The sequence below is a fragment of the Butyrivibrio sp. LC3010 genome (genome assembly GCF_000424385.1).
Taxonomy (GTDB): Bacteria; Bacillota; Clostridia; order Lachnospirales; family Lachnospiraceae; genus Butyrivibrio.
Genome location: NZ_AUJU01000022.1, coordinates 1 through 17,172 on the forward strand (window position 1 = coordinate 1; position 17,172 = coordinate 17,172).

Genomic DNA, 17,172 nt, shown 5'->3' on the forward strand with positions numbered 1-17,172 from the left:
CCAATGTCATTAACTTTAGAATGAATTAACCAACGCCAAAGATATGTTCGGTTAACTTTAGCATGATACATCATCAATAAGTTCCGAAAGCCAAGCTATTGCACTACCCTCAGCATAATTTATCGCTATAGAAATATTATTATACTGCACATTGACAATTGACAAGCATGACAAAAAGACGAAATCACCTAATGTTAATAGAGAGGTGCCTTCATCAGTATAAATGTTGTATGATTGTATATGGAAATGGTGGAACTCTATTGTTTAATTACGATAGCAGAAACTTATCGGAAGCTTAAACCTGTGCTGGCGGGCAAAGGTTCTTCCAGGCCTGATTGGCTCAATATTTTGAGCAATCAGGCATTCCACCTCCATTACGGTTAGACAGTCATGAATTCTCAGAAAATCTCTGCATATTTTAAAGGCTTCTGCAAAATTTGGCTGATACAGATATTTGGTATCTTGCTGTTCAATTTCTACTCCATTTATGATTTCTGAACTGAAATTATGGAGAATTGCACGTGCCCATATCTCTTGTACGATATACTCATATTTTTTTGAATGAAGTGCCTTAAGGCAAAGCGGATATTTGAGGTCACGGAATGAATTTTCCTCGTTCCATCTCATGTGATAGAGACCTTTAAAATCCTCGAAGTCGAACTCTATGTCTGGGAGATTTGTAACTATGTTCTCGTAGCAACCAGGCATAATTTCGAATCTGACAATGCGTAGCGAGATATTGTATTCTGGATGTTCATCATCAAGATAGTCCATTGGAACAGCCTGACAGATATATCTGTACTGATCTGCAAGGTCAGGCCAGTTGTATTTCTTTTTGGATTGTGTCCTCGTAAGAATGCGGTTGACACGGCAATCAACTTCCTTTAGTCCTTCTATTGAATAGCCGAGAATGCCTTTAAGCCGCTTATCGTTGCATCGAATTAGAAAGTACTGGTCGTTTTCGATAACATGTGCAAAGTTGTTATAGGATGCATATCCCATGTCGGCAAAATAGATTGTGGGAGGTCCGTCGTTTCCTGCCTCATCAAGCATTTCACAAAAGGCGGAATACTCATTGCGTTTTCTTCCGGGTTGGATTACAAGATTTGTAAACCTTCTGTCAAGTATGGAATAGAATGCATTGACATGAACTTGATTGAACCCTCGCGTAGACTTGCCATTAGGTTCAAAGAATGTGTCAGGATCATTGGGATTACGATAGATATCAATTGCTGAACCATCACAGGCGATGATCTGATATTTTTCGTTATAGAGTTTCTTGGAAAGTTTTGAGTTAAATGCAAACAGCAGATTTGCGAGAGCGTTCTCATTTAGCTTTTTTCGTTGCTTATAGAATGCGGCCTTTGATGGTGCTGATGTAGATCTCCCGAAATATCGATACAGTTCTTCTTTGATACAATCGGCCTCCATCGTAAGTAACACCATGATAGTTTCGTGAAATCCAAGTTTGCGATTTCTTGTGAAATCCTTACCCGGATTGACTGCATACAATTTGGGGTTATCTGCGATTTCGCTAATGGTAGCAAGTAACAGTGCCTTAATTGCGTCAGAATGTTTCATATAAGTGCCTCCTTGTAGTGAAAGTAACGTTTATGCCTTCACTACAAGGGCCGCACTCGTTACCTCTAAACAGCATCAGTAACGAGTGCGGCCGCGCATTTTGAACGGCTTGTCAACTATTTTTCATAATAATTTTTGTTAGGGGTAAGAAAAAAGCAGATCTTCGTTATTTACGAAAATCTGCTAAAGTAAATGACATTGGTTCACACCTTACGGCGCTCACAGCAACTGGATTTGCCCATTCCAGTTGCCTTCGGCAAAGGGGCAAATCCTATATTCAAGACGTAGAACATTCTCACGCTCAGCGCAGCAAGTGCGCAGAGCTGTCTGAACAGTAACATTTATGCTTCATATACAGCCCTTAATTCCTTTCTTAACGAAAGGATCATCTCCGCATGATGCTCAGCTTTTTCATAGTCTTCAGTATAATTATAATAGATATCTCTTATCTCTTTTTCATTATAATCTCCCCAGACCATTTTAGCTCTGCAAAGATAAAATAATGCTGCATTAGATGTTATTTCCTCAAGATCCGAGTATTTTAATGCGTGCTTTAACAGAATAAGGACGTGATCGTGCTCGCTCCTTATCAGACTGTGTATATCCCCAAGTTTTTCCAGCTTCATGTAATTTAACATCTGAAGATAATCTTCCGCGCCGACTTCTATAAGCTTTCCTCCGGTAAGAGCTGTCATATCGTCGTACAATCCCCTCATGGCATTACTGTATTGCATGAAGGCATTGAGGGTCAATATGTCCAGTGAAAGCTCATCTGCCCTGTCAGCCTGAATTTTCTTAAGCATTTTCAGCTCATACTCTTTCAGATTATTTTTCAGATTCTCAAAATAATCATCTGCGACCTCCAAAAGTCCTGCGATTCTGGCAAAATCCCTGCGCATATTGTTAGGGATTTCAAGCACGGTTTTGTATCCAAGGTCATGCTCAATTTCAGCCCAGGCATGCTGCAAAATTGTTTTTAGCTGAATCTCGAATTTAAGTTCCGTAAGATTTTCAGGATATCCGGCATCCTTCTTAAGTGAGCAGATCATATGAAGAGAGATATAGCCAAAGCTCGAAGGCGATATCTCTTCCCGCTTATCGCTTGATTTATCACTATCCACATCAAATAATCTGTGGACCACTTTTGCAGATTCATCTACCTGAGATAAAAAGTAGCAGATTATACGCAAACCCAAAATGTCGGTCAGATCCTCCACCTTAGAATATTTGTCCTGCTTCTTTACCAGCTTATCTTCAATAGATTCCCAGGATTTAATTCTGGAGGGAATCTGCATGATATTAATCTTCGCTTCTTCCAGCCCTTTTTCCAAAAGCTCTCCGGCTATTTTCTGTACCTGAGCAAATTGAGGTACCAGCTCATCATAATTTTGTTTTTGTATCTGTAGGCCGAAATTCATTCTATCTACTCCCTCTTAGGACAGTTCACAGTTTCCATAATCTGCTTTATAATAATCAGTATTTGAAAACATCATTCAACTTTCCAAAATTATCAAGCTTCATTTCAGGTGAAAACTCATCTATTGTAAACCTTAAAATTCTTGGTTCAGTTTCCTCTGTTGTAATAAAATCAATATAACTCTTAAGGTCAGATGCATATGGTGTAACTTCTGTTCCCTCTGTCACGTAGAACATGCCTCCTGAATTTGCAGCATCCTCAACGCTTGAAGGGTTGTATCTTCCTGTCTCTTTTATTTTTACCTTAGATCCCTGCAGCCTGTATATATTTGAGACACTTGCAGGAAAACCGTCCACATCAACCTTGAAAGCGCCTGTCGGATACATAAAGCATACTGTTCCGTCAATAACTTCATTCATATTCATGAGAAAATAATCCGGATCAAGGGTAGTGTTCTCTGCCACTGTAAGTCCCAGATCTCCCTGCTCAGGAAGAGTCTCTAATCCGCTCTTTTTAATCTCATATATCACACCGTGAAAGCTCACATCTCCTGTGGGAAGATTGAGATATAGATAATTCTTATTGTTCTTCCTTACAAGATATGCTTCAGGAGCGTGTCCGTAATAAGTAGCTTCACATACGTTTTCTCCGACAATTCCTCTCCAGTAGATATCTTCCTCACCGGGATCTTTGTCGCATTCCATCTTAAATTTCAGTCCGTCATCAATATAATAATCTGTATCGTAATCAAGTCTTGTCAGGGTATCCGCGGGATATATTTTATAAAAATTACTTATAAGTTGTGGATAGTCCTGCAATGAAAGGGTTAAGTGATACCCTCCCGGCGCATCATTTAAGACATATTCATTTATGAAAATATGTATAAACCCGTTTCCAAGGGCAAAACATATATTACCGTCTTCATCAGTTATCGATGCTTCTATGGCTTTAGCTGCTTCTTTTGGGAATCTCTGACCCTTATATTTTTCCAAAAGCTTGTCTGCAATCAGCTCTGATAATTCATCATAATCTCTGAAAACATCCCTAAAGCTCAGTAATTCTCCTGTGGAAGCATCAATGTTATAAGTTTTATAGGTAGTGTTTTCATATTCCTGATCCGCTTCTTCCAAAGAGCATTTCTTTATATAAAGCGATACTACCTCTGTGTCATTTCGTGTTATAAACAAGTCGCTGTCATAATAAAAGCTTTTATCCTGACATCCCTTGCCAAATCTTCCCGAAGCCAGAAAGGCTTCGTCATACTCCTCAGAATTAATCTGATTTATGGCATATCTAAGCTCATCCTCTGCAGGATACTTAAGATCATCCGTCTCCCCAAATACATCATTTCTTCCTATGGTTAGCACAGGATATTTCAGGTATCCACTACCATTTTGTACATCTACCATCTGTAATGAATCAGAAACCGAGACACCTATAACTTCTTTTCCATTGGCGCAGGCTGCCGCAAACAGCTGCACAAGCTCGTCCTCTGCCTCCGGCGGAAGAAAATTATTTGTATTATCACTGGCATAAATACTCTCTCCGGAATCAAATACCACGCTGATCGTAGCGCCATATTCATCCGGAATTCCTTTTGTTTCTGTATCAAGGCCGTTATAGCCTGCCAGGGCAAAGCGATCGATGATACTGAAAAGATCCCCCATGAAAGCTTTGTCTGCTTCGAATCTTCGCTCATCCGATGATTGAAAATCCCAGGCACTGTAGGAGCCCTTCACAAGGCTGCCGTCAAGGTCTGCCCTGAGTTCCCATCTTTTATTACCTAATATGTTTGTTTCATCATAAAGTGTTGAAAATATACAGAAAAAAGATGTGATTTTTGTAGATTCGATTTTTTTGGGAGCTTCAATATCCGTATTATCAATTGTGTATCCGTCCTCTGTGATTCTCTCAGGAACACTGGCTTCTAAAGGTGTCCCGTTATCTTCAATCGTCACATTATTTCCGGGCTTTTGACGTAAGCCGGTTCTATCAAGTGCCTTTAGACTTGACACTTGATAGAATATGGCTATGAATATTCCCAATAATGAAAGAACTGATATAGATAAGACAATTCCCTTTTTCATACGATCACCAAATTTTCCGCATTTTAATAAGTTTTTAATCCTATATATATTCTAAAAAACATGACTAAACTTATTGCGAAATAAATATTAGCTACGTATAAAAATTTCATTAAAAAACTATTTTATATGAATTTAATTTTCGTAACATGGCTGTGTTATCAGCCTTTTCTTCTCTTCATTTTTATAATTCTCCCTCATAAGAAATATTAAAATGTTTATTTCGTAAAAAATCATAAACCTCTACGTCCAACACATGTCCAACAAAGTCATAAACACCTTGTAAAACGGGCATCCACAGCAGAGTGTTTTTTATTCAGGAAATCCAACGGCATTTCCCCCAAAAAAACACATCTCATCCGGAAAAATCCATCATGAAATGTGTTTTGTATGTTATGTATCTATTTATTATATTTGCCCTAACCCATATATTAATTGTAACCGGAAAAAATGTGTAAATCAGCCACCGATTGTCTTTGCGACATATTCTCTTGCGGCAGTTTCATCAAGTTCAACAGCCTCAAAAACCTTGCCTGTTGTATCAACAATGATTCCTGTTGTCAGGTCTTCATTGAAGTAGTATCCGTAGGTCTTGTCACTTCCTGTGATCTTAGCATACTCTCTGCCATCCTCAGTGGTAGCATCTTCAGTTGTGTAAATACCGTAATCGAGACTTCCATCCTCTTCATAAATATAGATGATATCGCCCTGATCATTTCTGAACATTGCTATATCAATGCTCTTTTCAGCATCATCTGCTGTCTTAAGACCACCCATATATACCAGTGTATCCTGAACTGCCTGGATCTCATCATCAATATTCTCTGTGTAATCCTCTTCCTCTGAAGCGGTATCTGCCTTGGGAGTTTCAGCTTCATCAATCTGTGTATCTTCTCCCTGCACATCTTCGGAAACAACGATTGCATCCTGCGGCTGTGCCTGTTCTTCCTTGCTTCCGCATCCAACCATCGTCATTACTGCTATTGCTCCTGCAATTGCAACTGTCAGTGTCTTTCTAACCAATTTGTTTTTCATATTCAGATCCTCCTCATATAATATCTTTTAATAGTGATTTATATTCCCGTTATAGCGGTCAAAAATCATTATTAAAACGTTTATGTGCTATCTGAATATAGGATAACCTGCCCTGTCCAACAAATGTCCAACACCTTTTTTATTTTTTTACTGATGATTAATCATTGATGCAAGATATCCTGCACCGAATCCGTTATCGATATTTACTACGCTAACTCCGCTGGCACAGGAATTAAGCATTGACAAAAGTGCTGACACTCCGCCAAAGGATGCACCATAACCTACGCTTGTAGGAACCGCAATTACCGGGCAATCCGCAAGTCCGCCTATAACACTGGCAAGTGCTCCCTCCATTCCTGCAATGGCAATTATTACTCTGGCAGACATGATCTCATCTCTGTGTCCAAGAAGTCTGTGAAGCCCGGCAACGCCCACATCATAAAGGCGTACCACCTCATTTCCGTAGACTTCCGCTGTTTTGGCAGCTTCCTCAGCTACAGGCATATCACTGGTTCCACCTGTGGCAACTACAATTGTTCCTTTTCCGTCCTTCTTGGGAAGCTCTCCTGCGATTCCTATGTGGCTGTACTCATCATAGGTAAAATCTGAAATATTCGCAGTCAAAAGCTCACCGGCTTCCTTTTTCATTCTTGTTATCAGCACTGTTTTTTGCCCGTGCTCTCTTAAATTATTAGTGATCTTCAATATCTGTTCAGGCGTCTTGCCTGCGCCATATATTACTTCTGCCTCGCCCTGTCTTATTCCTCTGTGATAATCAGGTTTTGCAAATCCAAGATCCTCATAGGGTGCGCCCTTTAGCTTTAAAAGTGCTTCATCTACAGATTCACTTCCTGCAGCTACGTCTTTAAGCAGCTGCTCAAGCTCATGTTTATTCATATAATAACTACCTTCTTACCTTTCTGCTAAGTATATTTCTGGTATAGAAAAATGCCGGAAACAAAAATACATCTGCCAGAATCCACGCAAGAGGACTTGCAAGACATATTCCGGTAAAACCGATGATCGGCACAAGGAAAAGTGATGCACCTGCTCTTGCTATCATCTCACAGACACCTGCAAGAATTGCCAGCATGCTGAATCCCATTCCCTGAATAAGAAATCGTACAATATTAACAAATGCAAGCGGAATATAAAATATACTATTCCAAATAAGATATGTATGTGCCAGAGAAAGCACCGCTTCTTCTCCTGCATCCATAAATAAAAGTGCAAAAGTTTTTCCAAAGAAATAAAGTACCACAAAAGCAAGTATCGCATAAACACTTCCCAGAATTCCCGCTGATCTTAGTCCTTTACCAAGTCTGTCGATTTTACCTGCGCCAACGTTCTGCCCTCCATAAGTTGACATAGTTGAACCAAGGGCATCAAAAGGACACATGAAAAACATTCCGACTTTTCCGGCAGTAGTAACTGCTGCAACAACATCCGCGCCAAGTCCGTTTACCGCAACCTGAAGGAGCACACTTCCTATAGCTGTTATGGAATACTGAAGTCCCATTGGAATTCCCATATTAAAAAGCTTATATACGTGATGCCTTTCAAGTGAAAGATCCCGCCTTCCTACATGCAAAATGTCCACACTTTTTATAATAAAAAGAAGGCACAGTATTGCTGAAATAAGCTGTGATAAAACCGTTGCCAGTGCTGCTCCTGTAACTCCAAGTCCGAAAACAAAAATAAACAGAAGGTCAAGAGCGATATTGATAAAGGATGCTATCACCAGAAACATAACCGGATGTTTACTGTCGCCCACAGCACGTAAAACTCCGGACAACAGATTATACATGTATATTACCGGTATTCCTATAAAGATCACTATGATATATCCGTAAGCATGATCAATTACTTCAGCCGGAGTGTTCATAATGATAAGTATTTTCCTGCAGAAGATGGCTGACAGTAAAGTCATGACAGCAGCAAATATCACACATAAAACGATTGCATTTCCAAAGTATTTTTTTAAGCCGTCAAAGTCCTTTGCACCAAATGTCTGGGCAATGGGAATGGAAAAACCTCCTGACACTCCCATGCAAAAGCCTATTATCATAAAGTTTATCGACCCTGTGCTTCCAACACCGGCCAGAGCGTACTTTCCAAGAAACCGCCCTACTATCATTGTGTCGACAACATTGTAAAACTGCTGAAACAGCATTCCCATAAGCATGGGAACCGCAAATCCAAGTATTAACTTCATTGGAGATCCATTAGTCAGATCCTTGGTAGCTGATTTTTGCATAAATCCTCCATTATACTTTTTTTTCTTCTAAATCCAGAACCTCATTCATACTTCCTGTTCTATAGCCCTGCATATCCATGGATACATATGAAAATCCAAGTTTCTTTATTTCGCCGGCTATTTTTCTTCTGACATCTGATGCCATAAGCTTTTCTATATCATCCTCCGGAACTTCTATTCTTGCCATGTCACCATGAACACGGCATCTTGCCTGCTCAAATCCCAGATTAAATATCAGCTCCTCTGCGGCACCTGCCATTTTTATCTTTTCCTCTGTTATCTCTTCACCATAGACAAACCTTGTTGCAAGACAGGCAAATGAAGGTTTGGACCAGGTAGGAAGTCCAAGTCTTTTGGAGAGAATTCTTATCTCATCCTTGGAAAGTCCTGCATCCTTTAGCGGACTATTGACCTTAAGCTCCTCTATTGCCCGCATGCCCGGTCTGTAGTCTGTGACATCATCAGCATTTGAGCCTTCTGCAACCGCGGTTATTCCATGACTATTAGCAGTGGCAATGATGTTTTCAAAAATAACTTTCTTACATAGATAGCATCTGTCCGGCGGATTATTTTTAAAGCCGGGAATACTCATCTGATCCACCGCAACTATAATCTGTTCTATTCCATTATCCTTGCAGAAATCTTCAGATTCCTTGTGCTCCCTTTCAGGAAATGAGATGGACTTTGCTGTTATTGCCATAACATTTTCGCCAATTACATCCTTTGAAACCTTAAGAAGAAAGGTTGAGTCAACACCTCCGGAAAAGGCAATTGCCAGCTTTCCATAGCTCTTTATACTATCCTTTAGATTTTCATATTTCTCATCAATAGTACTCATAACGTGTTCTCCTATCTCTAAATGCTCCGGGACTCTCACTAAACGCGAAAACACCTCGCTAAGTACTCTGCTCAAAAATAAGTGAGCCAAAGACATAAAATGTCTAAGGCTCATTCTGTTTTAGTCTTCCCTCTTTTTTCCCCAGAAAAATAAAGCTACTGTCCCGGGACCGGTATGACTACCAATAGTAGTTCCGATATCATAAATCTCAATTTTCCCTTTCATGGCAGGTACAAGTGCTTCAATCTCACGTATAAGTTTCTCGGCATCATCCATACATGCCGACTGAGAGATATAGCATTTATCTGCATATTCGGCACCGCCATTAGCATTTTTCAACATTTTTTGAGCAGCTGCGTGAATCACATTTTCCTTTCCACGGTGCTTTGTTCTTGGAACAAGCTTGCCTTCCTTATCAACATCGAGCAGTGGGCAGATTTTCAAAGCGCCGCCAACCCAGCCTGCTGCCTTTGTTATTCTTCCGCCTCTCACAAAATATGTAAGATCTGTTGTAAAAAACCAGTGATTAAGGTATAACCTGTTTTCAATTACCCAGCTTTTTACCTCCTCAATACTCCTGCCCTCATCTCTAAGATCTGCAATCTTATCCATGAGAAGGCCATACCCTGACGAAGCTGCTAAGGAATCAATAATATACAGTTTCCTGTCAGGATACTTTTCTCTAAGCTCATTTGCTGCAACATTAGCAGAGTTTATGGTTCCTGAGATGCCTGAACTTAACGTAAGATGAATTATGTCATTTCCCGCCTTTAGATACTGCTCAAAATGCGCTATATACTCATCTACATTTATCTGAGAGGTCTTAGTCATCGCCCCTGCAGCCATTGCTTTATAGAATTCCGCTATCGGATATTCGCCATCATCAAGGTACGGTTTGCCATCTATTTCATAATGGAAATACGCAACCTTGATATTCCTTTTAACGTAGTGCTCCAGGTTTAGGTCTGACGTAGAGCAACAACTTATCACATAATCTGCCATTTATTTTCCTCAAAAAGATCATTCACATAATTCTGCAAAGACATAAAGCCTTGCATCATTTGTGCGGAACATACGGGTATCCTCGCCATAACCTGTTCCGCCGTAATCGGGATTAAGACGAACTCCGCATCCGTTCAGAATACTTCCGGTGGCGATAGCCTCGTCCTTTTCTCCATGCATCTTATAGTGTCTTGCAATTATTCCATGGAGGATTCCGTCCTGCTTTACATGGATCGGGGCCATAGTATTTATAAGGCTTCCGAAAGCTTTCACATTAATCTTGATCTGACGGTTTGCAACCTCGTAAACCTTATCATCAGCAAGTCCCATGGTCTTAAGTGCCAGATAATCATTGTTTGGTCTGCTCTCCTTCTGGAAAATGAGAGCAACTGCCAGAGTCTTATCCTTTGATACCACCATGAAACGATAGTCATCAAGTCTGTAAAAATCACCAAACTGGAAGACTTTTCTCCACTGCTTATAGAACTCAACCTGATCTGCTACCTGCTTTTTCTGCTCATCACTTAACTCGCTTAAGTTAAGCTCATATCCAAAGCAGCCAAATGCAGCCACTGAAAATCTGGTCTCAAGAGGAACAACATGAAGTGTCTGATGGTTAGGAACAGCAGACACATGCGCACCCTGAGTATTTGCAGGATAACCGTAGCTGTATCCTCTCTGTATGTCCATACGGCACACTGCATCAGTATCATCACTTGCCCATATCTGAGGAAAATATGAAAGTATTCCCAGGTCGAATCTGTTTCCTCCTGAGGAGCATCCCTCAAAGAGGATATCAGGGAACTTCTCTGTGAGCACCTTCATTACTCTGTAAAGTCCGATGTAATATCTGTGCTGGAATTCCTTCATTCTCTCTGCAGGAAGTTCCAAAGAATATCTGTCAGAGAAAATTCTGTTCATATCCCATTTAATGTATGTAATATTGGCTGATGAAAAGACTTTTGACAAGGCATCAATAATATAGTCCTGTACATCAGTCCTGGACATATCCAGTATTATCTGGGTTCTTCCGACTGAATGATGATGCCCCGGAATCTTTACTGCCCATTCGGGATGTGCTCTGTAAAGGTCAGAGTTTTCATTGACCATCTCAGGCTCAACCCAAAGTCCGAAGTTCATTCCAAGGTCATTTATCTTTTCAGCCAGACCCTTCAACCCATCCGGCAGCTTTTTGGTGTTGACATACCAGTCACCAAGTCCGGCATGGTCGTCATTTCTTTGTCCAAACCAGCCATCATCCAGTACAAAAAGCTCTATTCCTGCTTTGGCTGCTTCCTTTGCAATTTTGAGAAGGCTGTTCTGATTGAAATTAAAATATGTAGCCTCCCAGTTATTTATAAGAATTGGTCTTTCCTTATCTCTCCACTTACCACGCACGATATGTTTTCTTACAAAATCATGCATACTGCGGCTCATTCCGCCAAAGCCCTTCTTTGAGTAGGTCATTACTGCCTCGGGAGCTTCAAACTTCTCTCCAGGCTCAAGACTCCACTCAAAGCCTACCGGCTGAATACCGCTCACAAATCTGCTAAGAAATGTTCCGTTAGATGAAAGAGATGTGTAATGATTTCCACTGTAAACCAGATTAAATCCAAAACAATCGCCTGCTGTTTCGGTGGTATCCGGCATACTTACCATTGTAAAAGGATTGCTTCTGCTGCCTGACTCACCTGCTGCAAGCTCTTCGTTTACTACTTTTCCTGCCCTGCAAACAACCTCGGTTTTGCCCATCTCATCAGCCCAGCGTCCGTGGAAACTGGTAAGCTGGAAACCTGTCTGCTGAAAATCCAGCTGATTAGACATGAGCCTGTCTATACGAACCTTTTCATTACTGTCATTTATAAGCTTACTGCTTCTTGTGATGGTGTTGCATTCAGGGTATACCTTGTAGATCAGCTTAAGTCTGATATCATATTCCCTTTCCTTAAGGGTTATTACTAGCTGCTTCGCCTTATCCTGCATATAAGCCGGGATAACTGTATCAATCCCCATGTCGGCAACGCCGTCTTTAATTCCGTCATCATAAGAGCTTGGAAGCGTCTCCAGGGGTGTTATTTCGTCAGAAATAACTGCATTTTCAAAGAGAAAATCACAGGTCGTAACTCCGTCAGCATGGGTCAGTTCCACGAAGGGTTCTCTGATGTCTCCTTTTCCAAAGCCAGATATTTCAAGGGGCATTACCTCAAGGCACATGGGATATGTCTCATCGGAATACACTACCATGTTTCCGCCTTCATTTTTGTGCTTTATCTCAAGAACCTTTGCCATATCTGACAGTACAGAGGATTCCTCATCTTCATTCTTCAATATTTCCTCGTACTGACGCTCTGATAAAAGTGATGCTCCGTAATGAATATGCTCTATATGCCCCGACGGAAGCACCTGCATAAAGTAACTGCTGTTTTTTGTCTGTAGTAAAAATATGTTGTCTTTCCTGATTATCATCTTGTGCAAATTCCTCTCATTAAAATATCTATCATAGTCTGAAGAACATCATCATATGTGGTGTTATCATCAATAATAACATTTGAACTAAGGAATCTCTCGATTGAAGCTTCTGTCATAGCCTTGATCACAGATACCGGAAGAGGTCTTATAACGCCTTCCCTCATACCTTTCTCAATAAGCATAATCGTATCTTCCCAGTCATTCTCAAGTCTGTTCTGAACCTTTATGTAAATCCTGGGATATTTATCCTTTAAGGTAAATACCTTACGAAAATCCACATCCCTGTACTTATCAGGCATGCAAACCATTATACGCTCAATCTTCTCAATTGTAGAGAGAGAATCATCATTAAATATTTCAGCCTCTTTTTCTTTAATATTGTCAAAACAATAATCTACCAGCGCATCGAATATTTTCTCTTTGTCATCGAACTCCTTGTAGATAGTTTTTTTACTCATGTGAAGATCGCTGGCAACGTCATCCATGGTAAATTTGGAGCCTTTTTCTTTAAACTCATTTAATACTGTCTCAAGTATCTTTACTTTCGTTTCGTTCATATTTCCTCCTATAAAACGATAGTTTAAATTCATAATTACAATTTTTTATTAGCAATAAAAAAGTCTCTGACTGCCTGCAATAGTTCTGTTTTAGGCATGGACTTTAAAAGATAACCATTTGGTTTAAGCCCTACAACCTTCATAACGCTTTCCTTATCTCCTTTACCGGTAAGGAAAATAACAGGGGTACTTGATGTACTTGATTCGCTCCTTATCATTTCAAGAACCTGAGGTCCTGAGGTTACGGGCATTTCATAGTCAAGCAGGATCAGATCCGGCGTATTGGTTGCAAGATATGTTATCGCCTGCATTCCGGAGCTGACTATCGTAACCCTGTACTCTTCGTCCAACCAGTTTTTTACAAGCTTTAAAAAGGTCGGATCATCGTCAACAAGCAGAATATTTTTCCTTCTCGACAATTCGTCATTAAGCTGGCACAGCTCCTGTATCCTCTCAGTGACCTTTTTGATATCAAGAGGTCTCTCAAATTTTTCCGCGATAAGGTCACCCGGTATGCTCTTTAAGGTTATGTCATACTCCGAAGCATCGCCGATCATGCAGAGAATCTTTTCATTCTCAACGCATATGTCCCTTAGATAGATCAGTGGCTCGGGAATGTCATCCACATATGGTCCAAGGTAAAACAGAAATACATTTGGTTCACTTCTGTATTTCTCAAGCTCATCTACTTTCGGTTCACAGGATATGACCTCCAGCCCTGCCTCTGTCAGGTTTTTCTTTATAGCATTGACCATAAAGGTTGACCCGCTACTTATCAGAAGAACTCTATTATCCATCTCTTCCTCCAACTCTCATACCGGCTTATGATTCAATCAGCTGTGCAAGTCTGTCCCGTTGTGCAATCACTTTAGTTATAAGATCTGTATAGTCCATATCAGTTCCTGCCCGCAAAAGCTCGGTCATTTCGCTGGTTGGATCATAAATAGGCGTAAGGGCGAGATTCCCCAACACTCCTTTAAGTGCGTGGGCTGCTTCAAAAGCTTCAGAGAGTTTCTTTTCATCAAGAAGTTTTTGAAGTTCCTCATAACGTTCCCTCTCAAGAGCCTCCGGGATAAGCTCCAGATAAAATTCTTCATCATCAAGACATCTGGCAAGTCCCTCTTTGGTGTCTGCTCCGAACTCATTTAAAACATCAATGGTAAGCATGGCATCTCCCTTCTGAATTACGGTACTTCCTGAACGAAGATTCTTAAGAAAATTCAGCAATCCAAATTATCCAAAACCTCGTTAATCTCTTTGCTAAGCTCATCATTTTCATTTTGTATAAGCTTTTCAAAATCTTCAGTCACACAGGGCATGGAAAAGTAATAGCCCTGAATGATGTCGCAACCAGCATTCTTCAACAGGTCATACTGCTCCTGCGTCTCGACTCCCTCAGCAACCACCTTGACTTTAAGGGATCTGGCAATATCAAGCATGAGCTCTACCATTTTCATGTCCTTATTGCCCTCATGGATATTCTTCACAAACTGCATATCGAGCTTTAAAACATCAATAGGAATAGAAGTTATCATATTTAGTGATGAATAGCCTGTTCCAAAGTCATCCATCTCAATGGCAAAACCTCTCTCCCTTAGCTTGTTCACGACGCTTATGATCTGCTCGGAATTCTCAGTATAGGCTGACTCTGTAATCTCCAGGTTGAGCATTCCCGGAGAAATCCAGTTATTCTGTACCACCGTGAATATTTCTTCATCCAGATTCGGAGCGCCTATATCCACTCTTGATACATTTACCGACACAGGAATCTTAATATCATATTTGACCATCCACTCCCCGACCTGTTTGGATACTTCGTCCCATACATAATGGTCGAGCTTGTGGATAAGACCATTATCCTCAAAAAGCGGAATGAATTGATTCGGTCTCAAAAGTCCCAGCTCAGGATGTTCCCATCTCACAAGGGCTTCTGCGCTGTAAAGTGAATCTCGCTCTCCCTGAATAGCGTACTTGGGCTGATAATATATCTTGAACTGCCGGTTCCTGATTCCGCTTTGCATATCATTTATCAGCCTCTCGTCAAGAGCCTCCTTCTTATGCATGTCATCGTCATAGACCGCAAGCTGAATGTTGTAATTCCCGCGGATGCTGTTACATGCAACTCTGGCTTTATCAAACCGATGCTCTACGGTGAGATCCATATTTACATTTCTGTAAACACCCATTCTTAGATATACTCTGGAATTATTCAGTATATACTCAAGGCCTTCTCCTATTTCTTTTAACAGGCTGTCTGGATCTGAGCCGCTGGGAATATAAAGAAGGAATTCATCAGCTCCTCCTCTGCCTGCGATTCCGCCCTTATTTTTTGCAATTTTCTTTATACTGTGGGCAATTTTAATAAGGACATCATCCCCTGCTCGCCTGCCCTGAAGTTCATTTATCAGATGGAATTTATTAATATTAATAACAATTGCATCCATCCCTGAATTCTTGTAATGGATATCTCTGAAATGGGAATACTCCATAAAAAAGTCATGGGTAAGAAGCCCTGTCAGAGCATCATTCTGAGTCGCACGGATCAGTCCTCTTCCCTCTCTGAGCTCAATAGCCCTGTCGATTCTGGCTCTCATAACCGTAGGATGCTGAAAAGGTTTAGAGATAAAATCAACGGCACCGAGCTTAAAGCATTTGACTTCTGAATCCTTCTCAGTGGTGCAGACGATAACCGGTATCTTCTTTAACACATTGTCGGATCTCATGAATTCAAGGACCTCCAGGCCATCCATATCAGGCATCATAAGGTCCAAAAGTATAAGAGAAATCTCATCGCTATATTCTCTTATGGTTTCAATCGTTTTTAACCCATCTGTAGCAAAGATCACTTCGTAACTGTCTTTTACGACGTTTTCAAGCATCTTCCTATTGATGGGCTCGTCTTCAACTATGAGTATTTTCCTTCTTACACCAAGTTGGTTAACCATAGTAAAATCTCCTGAATCTTATCAACATGGTACTATTCTACCACTAATTAGTTTCCAATTGAGCAGACTAGTTATGAAAGTTGTATAAACTTTTGGAAAATTTTGGTTTCCATTGTAGAATTACGCACTGAAGCCGGCGGTTATTTTAAGAAAAAATTATTGATATTGATTATAAGATCATCTTTGGTGGCAGATTTCAGGATATAACCCTGCGGCTTAAGGCTTAATACCTTTGCAACGCTATCCTTCCTGCTTACCCCCGTAAGGAAAATTACCGGAATATCTTGAGTTCCTGCTTCGCTTCGCAGCATTTGAAGAACCTTAGGTCCGTCCACAACAGGCATTTCATAATCAAGAAGTATCAGATCAACCTGATTTCTGCTAAGAAAGTTAATGCACTGAGCCCCTGAAGTCACAACATCCACCTTGAACTTTTCATCAAGCCACTCCTTAACCATTCTGGCATAGGCGGGATCATCATCTACGACAAGTATTCTCTTCATGGAAGCATGTCTTTCGTTATCTGAAAGCGCTCTGTTTATCTTGCGCTCCAGCTCATCCATATCAAGGGGTCTATTAAACCACCTGACACTATCTCCCAGAATAACAAATTGAGACATTATTATTTCTCTCAATCTGATATCACCAATCAAAAAAATGCATTTATCCAGGTCCCTTGCGTTATCAGCAAGATATAAAAGACATTTCATATATTTATCCGTAACGTCATCAGGCAGATATGCAATAAAAAGGGAAACCTCTTCGACATTACTCTCGACGTCCTCGATCGTTGCCCTTGTCATAATCGGTGTATACCTAAGCTCAGATACCTTCTTCTCTATGCTTCTGACAATTATACTTTCCTTTTCACTTACGACCAAAATGCTTTTTCGTTCCATAATATAGCCTCTCTTTGGTCCTAAGGGGTACCGCTTCAGGTGGATTCCTTAGAACAATCTACAGTTTTCATAGCCTGTTTGACACTAC

General features: G+C 40.5%; 14 protein-coding genes. All 14 read right to left on the minus strand.

Features of this window, described 5'->3' with window-relative positions:
* Window positions 1-264 precede the first annotated feature (264 nt).
* A complete protein-coding gene (locus tag G622_RS0113610; protein WP_026510296.1) occupies window positions 265-1,581 on the minus strand; it encodes an IS4 family transposase in 1,317 nt (438 codons plus the stop codon).
* 341 nt (window positions 1,582-1,922) lie between these two features.
* Window positions 1,923-2,999, minus strand: a complete 1,077-nt coding sequence (locus G622_RS24735) for a GTP pyrophosphokinase (protein ID WP_049945863.1) — start codon at window positions 2,997-2,999, stop codon at window positions 1,923-1,925.
* Between the two features lie 55 nt (window positions 3,000-3,054).
* Window positions 3,055-5,085 (minus strand): hypothetical protein, encoded by a 2,031-nt coding sequence (locus tag G622_RS0113620; protein WP_026511161.1) that lies wholly within the window; start codon window positions 5,083-5,085, stop codon window positions 3,055-3,057.
* A 456-nt stretch (window positions 5,086-5,541) separates the two neighbouring features.
* Entirely contained in the window at window positions 5,542-6,117 is a 576-nt protein-coding gene (locus tag G622_RS0113625) for a hypothetical protein (protein WP_026511162.1), read from the minus strand.
* Between the two features lie 147 nt (window positions 6,118-6,264).
* The gene (gene larB, locus G622_RS0113630) at window positions 6,265-7,014 is read right to left on the minus strand and encodes a nickel pincer cofactor biosynthesis protein LarB (RefSeq protein ID WP_026511163.1); all 750 of its coding nucleotides are present in this window, start codon (window positions 7,012-7,014) and stop codon (window positions 6,265-6,267) included.
* 7 nt (window positions 7,015-7,021) lie between these two features.
* Window positions 7,022-8,374: an MATE family efflux transporter gene (locus G622_RS0113635; RefSeq protein WP_026511164.1), complete on the minus strand. Its 1,353-nt coding sequence runs from the start codon at window positions 8,372-8,374 to the stop codon at window positions 7,022-7,024.
* Between the two features lie 10 nt (window positions 8,375-8,384).
* The gene (gene larE / locus G622_RS0113640; protein WP_026511165.1) at window positions 8,385-9,212 is read right to left on the minus strand and encodes an ATP-dependent sacrificial sulfur transferase LarE; all 828 of its coding nucleotides are present in this window, start codon (window positions 9,210-9,212) and stop codon (window positions 8,385-8,387) included.
* Window positions 9,213-9,332: 120 nt separating this feature from the next.
* Window positions 9,333-10,214 (minus strand): DegV family protein, encoded by an 882-nt coding sequence (locus tag G622_RS0113645; protein ID WP_026511166.1) that lies wholly within the window; start codon window positions 10,212-10,214, stop codon window positions 9,333-9,335.
* Between the two features lie 18 nt (window positions 10,215-10,232).
* Window positions 10,233-12,680, minus strand: coding sequence for an alpha-galactosidase (locus tag G622_RS0113650; protein WP_026511167.1), 2,448 nt, complete (start codon window positions 12,678-12,680; stop codon window positions 10,233-10,235).
* Window positions 12,677-13,240, minus strand: a complete 564-nt coding sequence (locus tag G622_RS0113655) for a TetR/AcrR family transcriptional regulator (RefSeq protein ID WP_026511168.1) — start codon at window positions 13,238-13,240, stop codon at window positions 12,677-12,679. Before G622_RS0113655 ends, G622_RS0113650 begins: the two co-directional genes overlap by 4 nt.
* A 35-nt stretch (window positions 13,241-13,275) precedes the next feature.
* A complete protein-coding gene (locus G622_RS0113660; RefSeq protein ID WP_026511169.1) occupies window positions 13,276-14,037 on the minus strand; it encodes a response regulator in 762 nt (253 codons plus the stop codon).
* 25 nt (window positions 14,038-14,062) lie between these two features.
* The gene (locus G622_RS24740; RefSeq protein WP_049945864.1) at window positions 14,063-14,467 is read right to left on the minus strand and encodes an Hpt domain-containing protein; all 405 of its coding nucleotides are present in this window, start codon (window positions 14,465-14,467) and stop codon (window positions 14,063-14,065) included.
* The gene (locus G622_RS22995) at window positions 14,461-16,185 is read right to left on the minus strand and encodes a two-component system response regulator (RefSeq protein ID WP_044957718.1); all 1,725 of its coding nucleotides are present in this window, start codon (window positions 16,183-16,185) and stop codon (window positions 14,461-14,463) included. Before G622_RS22995 ends, G622_RS24740 begins: the two co-directional genes overlap by 7 nt.
* A gap of 140 nt (window positions 16,186-16,325) precedes the next feature.
* Entirely contained in the window at window positions 16,326-17,084 is a 759-nt protein-coding gene (locus G622_RS0113675; protein ID WP_026511170.1) for a response regulator, read from the minus strand.
* Window positions 17,085-17,172 lie beyond the last annotated feature (88 nt).

What these genes read in the sequence shown, in the direction of transcription:
- G622_RS0113610 (WP_026510296.1), bottom strand. Translation starts at nt 1,581, where the DNA reads ATGAAACATTCTGACGCAATTAAGGCACTGTTACTTGCTACCATTAGC.
- G622_RS24735 (WP_049945863.1), bottom strand. Translation starts at nt 2,999, where the DNA reads ATGAATTTCGGCCTACAGATACAAAAACAAAATTATGATGAGCTGGTA.
- G622_RS0113620 (WP_026511161.1), bottom strand. Translation starts at nt 5,085, where the DNA reads ATGAAAAAGGGAATTGTCTTATCTATATCAGTTCTTTCATTATTGGGA.
- G622_RS0113625 (WP_026511162.1), bottom strand. Translation starts at nt 6,117, where the DNA reads ATGAAAAACAAATTGGTTAGAAAGACACTGACAGTTGCAATTGCAGGA.
- larB (WP_026511163.1), bottom strand. Translation starts at nt 7,014, where the DNA reads ATGAATAAACATGAGCTTGAGCAGCTGCTTAAAGACGTAGCTGCAGGA.
- G622_RS0113635 (WP_026511164.1), bottom strand. Translation starts at nt 8,374, where the DNA reads ATGCAAAAATCAGCTACCAAGGATCTGACTAATGGATCTCCAATGAAG.
- larE (WP_026511165.1), bottom strand. Translation starts at nt 9,212, where the DNA reads ATGAGTACTATTGATGAGAAATATGAAAATCTAAAGGATAGTATAAAG.
- G622_RS0113645 (WP_026511166.1), bottom strand. Translation starts at nt 10,214, where the DNA reads ATGGCAGATTATGTGATAAGTTGTTGCTCTACGTCAGACCTAAACCTG.
- G622_RS0113650 (WP_026511167.1), bottom strand. Translation starts at nt 12,680, where the DNA reads ATGATAATCAGGAAAGACAACATATTTTTACTACAGACAAAAAACAGC.
- G622_RS0113655 (WP_026511168.1), bottom strand. Translation starts at nt 13,240, where the DNA reads ATGAACGAAACGAAAGTAAAGATACTTGAGACAGTATTAAATGAGTTT.
- G622_RS0113660 (WP_026511169.1), bottom strand. Translation starts at nt 14,037, where the DNA reads ATGGATAATAGAGTTCTTCTGATAAGTAGCGGGTCAACCTTTATGGTC.
- G622_RS22995 (WP_044957718.1), bottom strand. Translation starts at nt 16,185, where the DNA reads ATGGTTAACCAACTTGGTGTAAGAAGGAAAATACTCATAGTTGAAGAC.
- G622_RS0113675 (WP_026511170.1), bottom strand. Translation starts at nt 17,084, where the DNA reads ATGGAACGAAAAAGCATTTTGGTCGTAAGTGAAAAGGAAAGTATAATT.